Raw genomic sequence first — 14,722 nt, 5'->3', positions numbered from 1 at the left:
GTTTCCTGCGCAACAACCTGCTGCAAAATTTGATCATTGGTGCTGGGAACAAGCTGTTACACCATTTGTTGATGGGGTTAAAACGTAGTAAGAACTCTTTAATCAGTGTCATGACAATAAAGCTCCCGCTAAACATGTCTTGGGGTATAAATGATTTAAGGACAGGTAGAAATCGAGTTCTTGGCTGTAGTGAATTTTCTGGAAAATGGTATAGTGAATCTAAAGTTTTTAGGAAAAATCACTACGAAAGTCGATTTTTCTGGAAAAGGCTCAAAAGCCTCTTCCTATGTACCTTTCCAGATTTATTTCAGAAGCCACCTGTGTTGGTAATTTGTATAGATATGCAGCGATTGAATTGAAACTAGACGACACACGCAATAAGTGGAGTGGGACACAATTGAGAGAGGCTTTGGTCGATCAGTTGGTTAACCGATATTTGAATCACGAACGTTGTCAAGTTAGCTGTGTTCTCATTTGTATGAGAGAGATGCGCCGATGGGAACATCCTGATACGGGAGAGCGTATGGATTTGAGGACAACGGTTGTTTGGCTTCAGGGGATCGCCGAGCAAATCATGGAAGAGCGTCCCGAGTTGCTTATTTCGGTGAAGGGAATCGATTATTCAACAATTGCGAATGAATAGATTTTCTATCGCTTTGGACAGTTGCTCAGTCTAATGGCGCTTCTTCCTCACGCAGGCTTGAGCTAAGTCTAGAGAGATACCCGAGTATCCTGCAGTAAGCTGTTCTTCCCATCCAGAAAGAACAGCAATAGCATGCTTTCACGCTTTTGAGGACAATCTGGCGCGTATCTCATCGTAGAGCTGGGACTAATGACGTCTCTTAATGACTCTGAATACATTAGCGCAAACCAACTCCGTTATCGAGTTTATCACTTGCAAAACGGGGCGTACCATACATTTGCCCAGCAGCCATTTATAGTAGTTGCTCATTTACAAGACATTAAACGGGTTTTGACATATCGGAGCTAATGAGTAGTCAACTACCGAGGAATCCTACTTTTTAGTGAACGCCATATAAGAACCTGACAAAAGAGTTAATAGTGCTTTATTTACAATGGTTTGGGCTATAGAAAGGTTTATATATACAAAAACAATAAATAAAAAGCAGATATGAATTATCATGCTATCTTTTTGTTAATGTGAATTAAAGATAAATTGTCGAGCGATTAACAGAAATCGCTCGCTCTGCCAGCATGTCACTGAGGTTTGCGTAACTCATTGAAGTAGAACTATACTAGCGAAAGCACCATAGGGTGATTTCAAAAGCAAAATGTTTCTACTTGAATTCATTCTTAGTCCTTAATCGCTGCCATTGCGGCGTATCATTTCTTGGTGTGCAATGGTAAATCTCATGCAAGTCATAATAGCAGAGCTGTGGGTTACTAATATTTAACTATGCCACGTAAAACTTGCTAAATATGATTAGCTGACCTTTACTTACCCATACAAAAATATGGGTGGTATATAGTCTTTGTGAAGCCTCCCTATCCTCACCTGATATTGGAGAGCTACAGTGCTAGTCTTTTCACAAGCTGACAATCTCAGTGTTGCTAGATATCCCAAAACAGACGACGAATTCTGTCATATCGTTCGTGAGTTAAGTTTTATACCGAGCATGAACGATGCTTGATAACCGACTTACACTTAGCGGCGAGAAATTTAGCTCTGACCTTGCGCATCAGGTTTGTGGCGTGGGGTTATTAAGGAGTGAATATTTACTACGCTACCTTGGTTCAAATTTTTGCTCTCGAAGCGTATGCACGAAGGTCGCGGAATATGTCGATCTCGTGGCATCCATAGCGGCACCACAACCGGTATGGTATCGGTTGGCCGATCTATGGTCCGATGAAGCAAACCCTTTAATTGGAACGCGTACGATAGTCATCGAGACGAATCCTCTCGTAGGGTTGCGCGGGATTAGGCGAGGACTAGAAGATCAAGTGATTTTTGAAGACGAGCTTTCTCTTATAGTCGATTTGGCTCGTACACACAGGAATCTGCATGTTCTAACTCCGTTCGTAGCTGACGCTACTCAGTTTGCTGCTGTAGTGCAGATCCTAGAGAAGCTCGGTTGGCCAAACCGTGTTGGCACAATGATCGAGATTCCATCTGCGGTTTTAGACATTGAAGCGTTCATCCAAGAAGGTGCGACAAATCTCTTAGTTGGACTGAATGATTTAACATCATTACTACTCGGCGCAGAACGTTCGAGTTGTTACTATTCAAAAAACCACCCAGCGGTAGTATGTATGCTACGAATGGTTGCAAAAGCTGTTGCGAAAAGAGTGGAGTGGGGTATCGGTGGTGAACTCGATTCGTCCATAATCGAAACGGCTGAGAAGGAGGGGGCCGATTATGTGAGTGTCCCCTATTATCAAGCTAATTGCCTGCTAGGAATTCCAAAGAATATTTTACCTGAACTGGAATTCGTCTCGGACGTGCGGAAAATAACACGTCAACGTTCGCAAGAGTTTGCGCGGTCTCAAGTGAGGTCAAGCTCGTGACCCAATTAAACTCAGTTATAAGGAGTATTGAACTTGCGCTCTGCCAGTATGAAGGTTCACTTCAACCAGCGGAACAAGTTGCTATTCAGCGCATCGCTGAAATTCTTTTTACTAGCCAGTTGAACGAAGATACTGCTGCAATTCTTTCCACTATTCTCGAAACGGGGGGGCTGGGTAGAAGGTGGAATCGGATTCTCGATTGCCAAAGGGCGACCCGTATTGCAGATCAGCTATGCCAAATTATTCCATTGAATAGTCCGAAGGTTCTTGATCTCTTCTCTGGCACGGGGACTGTTGGCACGGCCTTGCTAGAAAGGGGGTGGGATGTAGTAGCTGTGGAGAAAAAGATGTTTCCCCATTCCGAAGCGGGATCGCTGCAGTGCTTTGATTATGAGTACTGCCGAGACTCTAACTTCTTTTCTGAAAGTGAGTTCGATGTAGTCCTGATTGTCACTTCATTACATCACGAACCAGACTTAGACGAAGTTCTTGGCTGGATTACTCAGTTGAAAACCAAACGTATTGTTGTAGTCGAGAACTTGAGGTGTGAGAGTATTACGGCCAACATTCACTGTCGTTTCGACTGGTTCTTCAACCATTGCCTCAACGACTTCCATGCTCCTTGCCCAGGATGGTATTGGACCCAAGGTCAGTGGGAGGCTTGTTTATCTACTCTCGGTTCACCTAACTGGCTTTTACGAGATGAAGCAATTCCCGGCATTCCATTTCCATACGATTACTTCATGGTTATACCAAAACATATTTTGGAGTCCAACATATTATGACCACTCTTTCCACACCTCTGATGTTAGCTTTAAGCGGCGAGTGTCCAGATGCTAACCGGTTTGACAGCTTCGAAGGAGTCGGGATGATCCGGGGTGAATATGTTATGAGGCATTCTGGACACTATATTCGTACTTATCAAGGACGCCGCTGGCTACGTGATTACCTTTCAGAGATCGCTGCGGCCTTCTACCCTCAGCCGGTCTGGTATCGCATCTCAGATTTTGAGCCTCGGGAAATTGGAACACTTGTTGGTGCAGATGTTGAGGTGTCGACAGAGAATCCTCTTATGGCAGCAAGAGGTTTACGGCGAGGACTTCAACTGCCTGATGCATTCGAGCAGGAACTACGAGTGGTTGTAGAAACTTCCTCAAATCATAGAAATTTACATTTGCTATTCTCATTTGTTGGCACAGAGTTAGAACTATGTCGAGGTGTACAGTTTGCGAAGGAGCTAGGCTTTACAAACCACATAGGAACAATGATTGAGACGCCGTCAGCAGCAATCGATGCGACTAGTCTAGCAAAGCACGTTACCCATTTTGTTGTCGGCCTTAATGATCTCACTTCTTTTTTCTTTGCGGCTGAACGCAACTCCCCTTTTGCCCAAAAGGACCACCCTTTAATTATTGATCTTTTGTTAGCTATCAAGAAGGTAGCTCGTGAGAATGGCCTGACAATTTTCGTGGCGGGGGATTTTGATAGCTCATTGCTCCAGAAGTTAGATGGCTTAGAATTTGACGCTCTAGTTCTCCATTACACAAATCTGCCCATGCTGCTTGGTCCAGAATTTTCCGACTTGAAAGAAATTGACTTAGTACCGCGTCTGAAACAAGAGATGGCTGCTTCACTGCAGGTTGTATACCCGCTCACATTCGCAGCTATCAGGAGGTAAATACAGTGTATATTGTGGGCCATTGTTACATAGCAGAGTCTAGTGGTGTATTTCCTTCTGAGTTGCCTTCAACAACAGGAATAGGCGCGTTAATGCTTCCCGACTACGTCAACTGTCATAACTGGGGCTACGATAATTATGCGATTCTAACCGGGTGTGATGGGATGCTTGTTCGTGCACATCTAATCACCGATTGGGTTGTACATTTCGGTTCATCTTTTACCTCACCACGTTTACGTCGTGGCTGGGCATATCGACGACTGAAACTGTCTGCCTCATTCTATGAGGAATTCTTCAGCCGAGCCTACGCTGAAGGGGTGTCGAAATCACCAGTCCCCAAGGACTCAAAACGTGGTTTTTCACACTCTATGATGGAATATGCTATTGACTCAGCCTTGTGTCGTCGCGGTTGGTTTGACTCAAGATTTGAGGTGGGCACAAATATGGCACTGCAGGCACTGAACTTACATACTGTCAAAAAGAGTCTTTGTAAGTTGTGTATTCCTCTGGATGAGGGCACTGATCTGGAAATCGAACTGGCGTCATATGCGAATAGATTAAGAATGGCGCGGGATCCAGAAGACTTTGCACTTCTGGCTGCTGCTCGCAAATTTGGTCTTATTGTCTCCACTGAGAGTGCTGATTTTGTGCGCCAGTATATATCTCACTTGCTAGAAGAAGTAGACAACAATGAAATTGAAGCTGTTTGCCATGAATGTGCTGAGGCTGTATCCAATTTGTGCAAGTGGCCAGAGGACGCTGCTTTATGACACACAGAACCCTGCTTAACCCCTTGCTCACGGCATACCTTCGCTCAGGTGTGATCGAGCCCGATCCACTTTTAACTGAGCTACGCCATAAAGCAGCCGAAGCTGAGGGAGAAATTATTCAGATATCTCCAGAACAGGGAGCTTTTTTGGCTGCATTAGTTCGAATATGCAAAGCTCGTAGGATAGTTGAAATTGGTACCCATTGGGGGTATTCCGCCTTATGGTTGGCTTCTGCTGCTGGTCATGGGGCTATAGTTGACACTGTAGAAGTGGATATCACCAGAGCACAGCAAGCTGAGATGGCTTTCAATTCACACCCATTTGGTACAGAAATACGGCTACATAAAGGGACCGCCCGGGCTGTTCTTCCAACTCTACAACATCGCTACTACGACTTAGTATTTATCGATGGTGAGAAGAAGGAATACTTGGAGTATTTAAATTTGTGTACAAACCTTCTAACTAAAGGGGGGGTGCTTATTGCGGATAACACACTTCATAAAGGAAGGGTAGCAACCCCGGCTTTATATAAGCCATCTACAGGGGTTATTGTTGAGTTCAACCGGTGTTTATTGGAAAGTAGGAATTGGTTTACTTCTGTAGTTCCGATAGGAGACGGTATGACTGTCGCCGTTCGTATAACATGAATAACGCCGATGCTCACTTGCCCATATCGTTCGTTCCTGGCCCTTGCCCTGTGCACCCTGATGTATTGGAATATCTAGCAAAGCCTCCTTTTGACCATAGAACTTTAGAATATGGGACACTGCTTGACGAGTTAACGAGTATGCTGCAATCGATGATAGGGACGTGTGTTGCCGATGTGTACGTATTGCCGTCCTCTGGAACTCAGGCGTTGGAGGCTACGATGCGGAACCTTGTTTCTCCTGGACATTCAGTCATTGTGCCAATCAATGGTCATATGGGTGAGCGCCTGGCTCATATAGCGGATGTAGTTAGTAGTTCAGTTCAGCGTGTCCGCAGTCCTTGGACACATTGCTTTGACTGGGAGCGCCTTCAGTCAAAAATAACGAAAGGCTCACTTGTTGTTGCAGTCCACCATGAAACCTCCACGGGGTATTCGAACGATATCGGTCGACTTGGCTCTATTTGCCGAGATCGTGATGCTCTACTGTTAGTGGACACAATTTCTAGTGTTGGTGCTTTACCAATACGGATGGACAATACGAACGTGGACGCTATAGTTGCAACAAGTCAGAAAGGAGTTGGCTCGATCGCAGGACTGGGAATTGTAGCTGTCGGTCCCAGAGCGTGGAAACGGTATAATTCGATACCAAAGCGTCCAAGCTTCGCTTGGGACTGGAATGTGATGCGCCGAGAGTTTTACCGCAACCCTAAACGAAGCCCTTGGACTCCGGCAGCTAGCTTAATACGCGCTCTTCATTGCTCTCTTACTATGTATGAGAGTCGCGGTGGCATTGCCTCGGCTGCGAAAAGAACTGCTGACCGTACCTTGATGCTGAGAACTGGGCTTGCTAAGCTCAACTTCCGCATTTTGCCTATAGGTGACAGAGAGGACCTAGGGCCTGTTACTGTAGCCTATCCTCCAAAATTGACTCATGCAGACGACTTAATCCGTATGTTACTTGAAGATCATTGCATAACTATTTCAGGGGGCCAAGGCATACTCCGCGGAAAGGTTATCCGTGTTGCCCTATTCGGTGAGCTTGGTTACGAGGCAATCAGTCGGTTACTCAACTCCTTGGATCAAATAATTTCACCATCATCAATTTCTTAGCTGGCTACTTCTAAGGGCTAGAGGCAAGCTCAGCCTGTTTCCGAGTAGAACACGATCGATGTTGTAAGCTGGTGAAGTTCCCAATGAGATAGATAGAGATCATTACAAAAAAGAACATCGCGAGCGTGATCGTACAGAGTTGCACCGAATGTGTCAGGTCGAAGGAGCAAGCGTAGTAGGCAATACAAGGCATGCCTGTTCTGACCTAACAAACAACAAGAAAAGCTGTCTAGTTCATTTTGCTCGGATGGTAACGCCCTTATAATTGGAGGGCCTATCTCATCAAGGGACTGAGCAAGTCTAGAGAGATCTTCCTCGAATACATTACGCTGATTTGCGAGGGGGGTATCACAGAGAAGTTGTTCCACGAAGCGAACTCTGCATGCTAACTCGCGATAATTCTCGTTAGGTTCTATATGTATGTCGACTGCGAGGAGGGTTATTGCACGCGAAACGACACGAAGGACAACCGCGAGAGGGTGTTGATCGCGGTCGGCTGGTGTATACCCTCGCAAGTGTCGGAGGTCGTCCCATTCCAGGCTTCTGTCAGCCCCATTAGTGCGGATCGCATTTAGAGTATTTGGCAAAAAAAACAATTTAGTTGTCCGTTCGAAGTCAGCCTGGTCAGTTGGTGTATGGAAAAGCGACATGCCTCGATGGCTTAATGCACTGACAGCGCGTAGATGGTCTGCAGTTCGCAGCCACCACGGGCTTGGTCCCTTAATATAGTCGAGTTCTGCACACAGATCGTGAGCACCTTTAGATCCGACCAAAACCGCAATGGACATATCCATTTCCATAAGTGCTGGGGCTACCCAAGTAGCATCTAGCCTTCCTTCTTTGGCGGCATTAAGCCTATGGCTCCTATATATCCGTGCTAGTCGTTGAGGGGTTAAACGTATTGGTGTTATTGCTATAAGCTCTATATCTAACGCGTCAAGGCGATTAAATAAATCAGTCCATGCGTCTTGAACCATTATATCCGGTAAGAGTAAGATCAATGCTAGTTCCGAGGAAAGCCATACAGGTTGGTCCTGGTCGTTACTTGAAATCTTATCAGTCATTCGTACCAAACTCCGTGGTCAGCAAAGAGTACAAGGCAACGAGAAATTATCGGGTCACGCGCTGCTAGGCGAAGAGATGCGGCGACAGCGCAGCCGGAGCTTAAACCCACAGAGAATCCTGCCTGCTTAAGGCGCTTGACTGCGGTTAGAGACTCTCTATCAGGAACGGTAACTACGTCATCAACGAGGTTGAGATCCAATATTTCAGGCACAAAGTCTCCCCCAATTCCCTCAATGATGGATTTGCCCGGAGCAACAGATTCGCCTCGCCAGGCACTACCGAGTACGCTACCTTGTGGGTCAGCAAGGACAATTTGTGAGTTCCAGCCTGCTTCTTTTACTGCTCGCGCGATGCCAGTGATGGTACCGCCTGTTCCAGCTCCACACACGATTGCGTCAGGTGGGACACCGAGCTGCTCGACAATCTCACGACCAGTACCTAGCTGATGGGCGCGCGGATTCGCTTCGGAGGAAAACTGTCCAGCTATTACAGCGTTGGGTAACTCATGAACGGTAGCGTAAAGGGCTTCGATTAATGGGCTTGCGGTGGAAGGGGTTGGTCGGGCGACTTCATATGGAACGACCCGAACGACGATACCGTCTGCCTGGAGGCGAGCAATTTTAAGACGCTGCACTTTATCGGACACGACAGCTACAACTCGTGCACTCAAGCGCAATTCTCTCAGGGCTCTGTTTAACGCTATGGCTGTATTTCCTGCTGTCGCTTCAACTACCCATTCAGTGCTGTCGGTGAGGGTTCCAGATGTAATTAGATCAATGAGAAGTCCTCGTGCAATGCGATATTTTATAGACATTGTTGGCTGAAGGTATTCAAGTTTAGCAAGCAGCTCGATCGAGCCAAACTGTAATTCCGCAATCGGCGTTGGAAGTTGTCCAATGATATCCCGAACTGCTAATGGATCTGAGAAAACTTTCAATGATTACTCTCCTAGAATCCTTGCGGCCTGTCGTGCTGATAATTTTGGTTGGCCATGCGAGACTAGGTACTCATTAGTAATGTCGAGCGCGACTTGAGCAAACCCAGCTCCTTGCGGAATTGACTTAATACGTCGAAGTATCTTATGGCCACACTTGAGGTGAAAAATTTCGTCGCGGTGGATGAGTTGGAGTTGGATCCCAATTCTAGGGTGTCCCAACGAATTCGCGAGGGAGGCTGACTGTAAAATTTCAGCTACATTTCCGGCTTCCCCGATCATCGAGATTTGTAATAAGCCGTCAATAGGTGAGAGCTCACGACGTAATAATGATCCGATCACGCCAACAGGAATCGCACGGGGATCATGACCAAGATTAGCCAGCGCTAGTTCTCCAGTTAACACATGTCGAGCCTCATCTCCAACGATTCTGGATAACTCCAGTAGCTCCTGGTTATTTAGCTGCTGTTGTGCGGCGACTACACGGGCAAATGTTTCTACTGCGTCAAGTTCGTCACGTTGTGTGCGGAGTTGACCTAGCAATTCAAGTAGCATCGCTTCAGAATTGTCGAGGTCAAAATCTTCATCACGTTTGCGATAGTCACGAACATTATCAAATACGGTATAACGCTCATCTCGAGCCCCCATTTCAGCGAGTTCATCCGCAACGATACCAAACTGTGTCCGAAGACGGCGAAGCACCTCACACCACGTTCTTAATGCCGGTAAGACTCGACTATTCAGTAATCGTCGCGTTGGCCATTCGCCCAATGAGTCAGAATTATTTATGAGCTGAGTAGCAAGTCGAAGCAGTGAGGGGAGATGTACTTGCTCTAGCTCGCTGAGGCGAGTCCAACTTCCATTAGTAACGGGATCACATGTTGGCCGAATGCTTGGCTTCCTGTTTAACTCGATAAGCCGTGAGCACAAGACTGTGTAGACTTCAGTACACTCGCTGAGTAAAAGTGCCGATGCCACTTTTACTTCGAGCAAAGGACTCAAGACTGCAATTCCAGCGAGGTTTGTCACAACGGAACCTAGTCCTTCCGTAAGGAGCACTAAATCGTCTATTGATATCAAATCTCCCCGATGTTGAACTGTGTCAAGACCCAGAGGTTTGAGTGCCCAAAAAGGATCATCACTTGGAAGCTGTGTGTCCTCCGTAGAGAAACGAAGGCTCGGAGTAGACTGATTTAATCCATTATCAGAAACTGGTCGCGATAGCATCTATTACCTCCAATTCCTCAAGACCGATCGATACCCTTATATAAGGGGTTCCGGACTGTGTATTTAAACAATCATCCTTATAGAGCCTCGCATATGTTCTTGACCAACCGTACCCAGCTCGTACGAATGGACGACCCAATATATCTGAGCAGTGGTGCGCCCAAGTATCAAACTTTGTTGTATATCGAGATCTTCAGGGGGGATCAGGAAGACAAGTGAACTAGAAGCATTGCGTAATCCAGCCGATCTGGCGATTTTATGCGGTAGCCTTGTGATTAAATAAGGATGGCGCTCTTGAATAATAGCTGCAAAGTACTCAGCATTCCTGCTATGTCGCGTGAGTCGTTCGCCTACACGAAGAAGACCTGTATCAGAGTTTATCTCAACACAAGACCGTCGACAGAGGAGCATCCCTGTGCGTCTAGCTATCGACCTAACGCATTCTATAACATCTTCTTCACCATACACTACGCCACCGCTTGCACTGCGGCATAGGTATTTAGGAATGCTTTCGGCAACACAAAGTGGCTGGCTGTTGGACCTCTTCCACTCATTCCAGGGTACAGAAGCAGAAAACATCGAGTTGTCTATAACATATCCAGCAGAGTTAGTTTCCAGTGCTCGGAGCCCTACTGATAAATTTGGTTCGTTACTAACTGGCTCGATGAGTAGAATACGATCTATATCACTATCCGCGAAGAGCGGAGATAGGAAATTGTCAAGGAGATCGACATTTTCAAAATAAGATGCCCATGAATTAACTATTGGCTTAGCACCAGTCTTAATTGCTAGCGCCAAAAGGGCACATGTGATAGCTCCCATCCCACTTGTGATCACCACTGCAGCTGGTGAGCCAAATTGCCGTGCTAAAGAGTATTCGAGCTCGCGGCGATCGCCCGCCTCATATGTATCCCAGATAGTACCTTTGCACCGACCTGACTCATGGTTTTCCAGCGCATTCCAAAAGTCGGACATTGAGTAAAAACAATCCGCGACATTTGATGTATCGTCATCATGCGTCATAGTTGAGCTGTCTTGGCTCCACCCCTCAGCTTCTACAAGCGTACATAAATCGTGTAAGCCTTGACGTAAGGCACCTGGCTCTGCTGGAGTATATTCCCGCAGTTCATGTAAAGCTACACCTAGCTCAGTCCGTCCGTTGAAATGGAGCAGAGCAATTCGAGCGATGTCGTTGATCTGTCGGGCACACATACTATCAATGTCATATATGTGTAGTGCTCCTTCTACCCAACGAATCTTTAACGTTTCCTTGAGCGCAGGTAAAATTTGTTTGTCTTGGTAAGCAGCGGAATCTAACAAAATGGAGGATCTTGAGGTTCCCTCATTTGTTAACAAGGTACGTGGTAGTGGAACTGAGATATACTCAGAATTTTCAAGACATCGCTGTGCTTCGGGGATGATCCAGTCTGCTGCTCTAAGTACTCTATTAAATATTCGAGTTGGAATATCGGATGTTGCTTGGGACCAGAGTTCGAATAAGAAACTTGCTACACGCTCTTCGGCAAATCGTTCTAATGCAGCAAAACGCCACTTGTAAGCAGGATTTGTATAACCAATTCCACTCAGGTGGATATCCGCGAGAAATCCAACAAACGATTGTAGTTGGTAAGCAGCAGTTCGTAGATCACCTGAATCTAAGGCTCCGATCACGTCCAGATGTGCGTTGTTGCAGCGTATAATACTCCTATCAAATAAAAGCTGTTGAAGCCAAGTTTTGCGAATACGTGCTTGAAGTTCCTTCAGGGAACCATCACCTTCAAAGACTGAACGCCCGTGGTATAGTCGATGAAGGAATTCCCTCTCTTCTGGTGTGAATTCGAGGACCCGACGATTGTTATCGCTAGGTATCAGGTAGTTTTCTTCTAGACGCTCTAACAAAGTTTCCACATGGTTGAAATCCCAATACTCAACGTCAAGAAGGATACTGCCTTCCTTCACCATCTCAACATGATGCAGGGGTAAAGGGTTGTCGTATAGAATGAACAGATCGATGTCTGACCGCAGGGTACCAAATCCCTCCACCAATGACCCTCCAACAAAGCAACATTTCGCTTTAATAGCAGCCATCTTAGCTTCTACGCTATGCTCAAGGTCTTCCCAAGTTAGCCTATAGGCACTTAAGAAATCTTCAAGTTTGAGGTGAGAGTTCTTCTCTTGCTCCATCAGCTTTCCTTATTGCCTGCTCATCGTTTAGATATCACACTCGTTAGGCAGCGGGTTCCGCAACAGACAGTACTGTAACAATGTTTCTGATGGATATTAGGGTCTCTGGATTTGCGGCAGCGAGCCTGACAGCAGCCTCTATTTGCCCAAAAACCCCGTTTTGGCGATCTACATTATTGAGTTGTTTGAGTGCCTCGTCTACGTTGCCTTGCTTTAACAGAAGCGTCCCTAAATGGCCAGCTGCGTACATATCACGTGGTTCAACCACAATGGCCTTGGAGTATGCCTCAATCGCTGCATTATCATTGCCGTGTGCTCGCTGTGCATCGCCAAGCACAGTCCAAGCAGACAATGGGCGTCGTCGCACAACAGCAGCAAAGACGAGTTTCGGGGCTGATTGTACAAGCTTAAGGGCATTTTCAAGTGCCTGCTGCCGTACATGAGCGCGGGACTCATGTTGAGATGATTTGATTTGTGCCAGTGCTAGGCGAGCGCGCGCTTCGTGGAGTTCTGGATCAGCGCCAATTGCACGCTCATACCATCGAATCGCATAGGCTAGGTCCCCTTCTGTTTCGTTGATCTTTCCAGCGGCAAGAAATCCACGTGCGGTGGGTTCATGTTTGTTAAACTCTTTCAGGTGTTCATTCGTTGCGGAGATAATTGCTTCAGCACGATGGCGAACTTCATTAGGATCGAAGTCGTTAGTTCCGCGGTTGTAGTCATCTTCAGAAAATACGGGCTTCACAGTTGTTCTCCTCAATAGATGATGGCGATCAGAAACGCCACTAATATTATGTCGTTCATTTATCTAGAGTAACTAAAGGTATACCTGTCTTATCTAGTAAGTGGTGTCGACCTTTTGGAGGATATGCAAAGAGAAGCCCAATAATTTAAGCCAGGAACCTAGCTATTCGCTTTTTGGACTTTTGTATGCCCCACCTCTCTCAGGTAATACAAAAATAAAGCCTCTTGTAGAATAGAAGATAAATGCCATAGAGGCGAACTTCCGCATAAAATTAGGGGCTGCTGTAAATAATCAGAGAGGGTAGAACTATCCAGTGATGTGCTTAATGATTACTGGTAAATGTAGTGTAGTGATGTGATGGACGCCCCTCCCTCGGCGTCAATGCGCCAGAATTAAGTTGCTAACGCTTAGTTCAATGTAAAGGAGCGTCCGTCATGGATATTAAAGTTGTAGGTATCGATTTAGCCAAGAATATTTTTCAGGTCTGTGTCTGGAAACAAGACGGCACCGTTGCCTGGAACCGTAAAGTAACTCGCAATAAATTGCTTCATACAATGCGGCAGTTCCCTGAAAAAACGTTAATTGCCATGGAAGCGTGTGGTACCGCCCACCACTGGGCTAGACAGTTTATGACGTTGGGCCATGATGTAATATTGATCCCTGCACAGCATGTAAAACCACTTGTTGGGAATCAGAAAAATGATGCAAATGATGCCCTTGCGATATGCGAGGCCGCTTTCAGGCCTGGCATACATCCTGTGCCGGTTAAGAGTATCGAACAGCAAGATATCAAATCACTCCGTTGTGTCAGGTCAAGACTGGTTGAGCAGCGCACTGCTACAGCCAATCAAGTTAGATGTCTGGCCGCTGAATATGGCGTCTCTTTTCCGGTAGGGATAAGAAATTTGAAGCACAAACTTCCAGAATGTTTGGAAGATGCTGATAATGGTTTATCGTTTGTTTTACGCCGGCTACTACAGGGGCTGTACGACGATATTGTGCTTCTTGATAGAGATATTGAATACCTAACAGATGAAATTACTAATCTGTGTAAAGTTCAGCCTCGATACAAAGCATTACTAACCATTCCAGGATTCGGCCCCATTGTGGCTGCGACATTTATGAGTGAAGTTGGTACAGGTGATCAGTTTCATAATGGTCGACAGCTTTCTGCATGGTGCGGATTAGTCCCTAAGCAGGCTAGCTCAGGAGGCAAACAAAGCCTTGGAAAAATTACCAAAAGCGGCAACTCAGAGCTCAGAATGATGCTCATCCATGGTGCCCGGGCCGTGGGACGTTTTTGCAATAAACGGCAAGATACTCTCGGTTGCTGGTTTAACTCTCTGGTGAAACGGCAAGGTAAAGCTAAAGCAATCGTCGCGCTGGCGAATAAAATAGCCCGAATTGGCTGGCGTATTCTCGTCGGTAACGATGATTTTAAGTTATCACTCGCATTTAGGAGTGCATAAGTCTCAATTTAAGGAATGACTAAAGGTTATAACATTTTCCTGTTTATAAGTTTGCAATCACTGACGAACAAACGGTCAATCGTCCCTATCAAAACCTGAAGTTGACCATGGCTGTTGATGCCGTTGTAGTGATTAGGAGATAGGGTTCGGATTACATCATGGCGCAGGTGAAAAACGCCTATCAAGACGTCGGATATATGGAAGCGAGCCGCCATTCATCAACCATTGCAAAAAACGGGGCGTCCATCACATCACAACACATTGGCGACTTGCTCTGGGAGTATGATGTAAGGTAACCGTGTGACTTTGGGTGGTTTGATAATGCCTATCCATTCCCACTGTTTATGCAGTGTGTGTTTATAGAA

12 protein-coding genes and 1 pseudogene are annotated in these 14,722 nt (G+C 46.0%); 8 read left to right on the top strand and 5 right to left on the bottom strand.

Annotated elements, in window-relative coordinates; translation table 11 throughout:
- Window positions 1-359, top strand: a 359-nt coding sequence (locus SPK40_RS22745) for a hypothetical protein (RefSeq protein ID WP_330961995.1), incomplete at its 5' end; no start/stop codon positions are given.
- Between the two features lie 813 nt (window positions 360-1,172).
- On the opposite strand, the pseudogene SPK40_RS22740 reads toward SPK40_RS22745, so the two are convergent.
- Window positions 1,173-1,280, bottom strand: a pseudogene (locus tag SPK40_RS22740) (IS6 family transposase); the annotation flags it as partial.
- A gap of 364 nt (window positions 1,281-1,644) precedes the next feature.
- Between SPK40_RS22740 and SPK40_RS22735 the strand changes: the two are divergent.
- The 6 genes from SPK40_RS22735 to SPK40_RS23025 are packed head-to-tail and all read left to right on the top strand — an operon-like array spanning window position 1,645 to window position 6,733.
- Window positions 1,645-2,526: a putative PEP-binding protein gene (locus SPK40_RS22735; RefSeq protein ID WP_330961994.1), complete on the top strand. Its 882-nt coding sequence runs from the start codon at window positions 1,645-1,647 to the stop codon at window positions 2,524-2,526.
- Window positions 2,523-3,311 carry a class I SAM-dependent methyltransferase gene (locus SPK40_RS22730; RefSeq protein ID WP_330961993.1) on the top strand — a complete coding sequence of 263 codons (789 nt, stop codon included), beginning with the start codon at window positions 2,523-2,525 and terminating at the stop codon, window positions 3,309-3,311. The genes SPK40_RS22735 and SPK40_RS22730 overlap by 4 nt, the downstream gene beginning before the upstream one ends.
- A complete protein-coding gene (locus SPK40_RS22725; RefSeq protein ID WP_330961992.1) occupies window positions 3,308-4,204 on the top strand; it encodes a putative PEP-binding protein in 897 nt (298 codons plus the stop codon). The genes SPK40_RS22730 and SPK40_RS22725 overlap by 4 nt, the downstream gene beginning before the upstream one ends.
- Before the next feature lie 5 nt (window positions 4,205-4,209).
- Window positions 4,210-4,974, top strand: a complete 765-nt coding sequence (locus tag SPK40_RS22720) for a hypothetical protein (protein ID WP_330961991.1) — start codon at window positions 4,210-4,212, stop codon at window positions 4,972-4,974.
- On the top strand, window positions 4,971-5,621 hold the full coding sequence (locus tag SPK40_RS22715) for an O-methyltransferase (protein WP_330961990.1): 651 nt from the start codon (window positions 4,971-4,973) through the stop codon (window positions 5,619-5,621). The genes SPK40_RS22720 and SPK40_RS22715 overlap by 4 nt, the downstream gene beginning before the upstream one ends.
- Window positions 5,618-6,733 carry a pyridoxal-phosphate-dependent aminotransferase family protein gene (locus tag SPK40_RS23025; protein WP_442957600.1) on the top strand — a complete coding sequence of 372 codons (1,116 nt, stop codon included), beginning with the start codon at window positions 5,618-5,620 and terminating at the stop codon, window positions 6,731-6,733. Before SPK40_RS22715 ends, SPK40_RS23025 begins: the two co-directional genes overlap by 4 nt.
- 1,060 nt (window positions 6,734-7,793) lie before the next feature.
- Here SPK40_RS23025 and SPK40_RS22710 read toward each other — a convergent pair.
- The 4 genes from SPK40_RS22710 to SPK40_RS22695 all read right to left on the bottom strand — a co-directional run bounded on the left by SPK40_RS22710 (window position 7,794) and on the right by SPK40_RS22695 (window position 12,888).
- A complete protein-coding gene (locus tag SPK40_RS22710; RefSeq protein ID WP_330961989.1) occupies window positions 7,794-8,735 on the bottom strand; it encodes a pyridoxal-phosphate dependent enzyme in 942 nt (313 codons plus the stop codon).
- 3 nt (window positions 8,736-8,738) lie between these two features.
- Window positions 8,739-9,434, bottom strand: coding sequence for a hypothetical protein (locus SPK40_RS22705; RefSeq protein ID WP_330961988.1), 696 nt, complete (start codon window positions 9,432-9,434; stop codon window positions 8,739-8,741).
- Window positions 9,435-10,022: 588 nt separating this feature from the next.
- Window positions 10,023-12,143: a hypothetical protein gene (locus tag SPK40_RS22700; RefSeq protein WP_330961987.1), complete on the bottom strand. Its 2,121-nt coding sequence runs from the start codon at window positions 12,141-12,143 to the stop codon at window positions 10,023-10,025.
- A 43-nt stretch (window positions 12,144-12,186) separates the two neighbouring features.
- Window positions 12,187-12,888: a tetratricopeptide repeat protein gene (locus SPK40_RS22695; RefSeq protein ID WP_330961986.1), complete on the bottom strand. Its 702-nt coding sequence runs from the start codon at window positions 12,886-12,888 to the stop codon at window positions 12,187-12,189.
- 434 nt (window positions 12,889-13,322) lie between these two features.
- Between SPK40_RS22695 and SPK40_RS22690 the strand changes: the two genes are divergently transcribed.
- Window positions 13,323-14,357 (top strand): IS110 family transposase, encoded by a 1,035-nt coding sequence (locus SPK40_RS22690; RefSeq protein ID WP_330961985.1) that lies wholly within the window; start codon window positions 13,323-13,325, stop codon window positions 14,355-14,357.
- The last annotated feature ends 365 nt before the right edge of the window (window positions 14,358-14,722 follow it).

Origin of the sequence: Photobacterium sp. 53610, assembly GCF_036409375.1 — a bacterium.
Classification (GTDB): domain Bacteria; phylum Pseudomonadota; class Gammaproteobacteria; order Enterobacterales; family Vibrionaceae; genus Photobacterium.
Note: the sequence above shows the minus strand (reverse complement) of the source record. Positions and strands in the feature narration are given on the sequence as shown.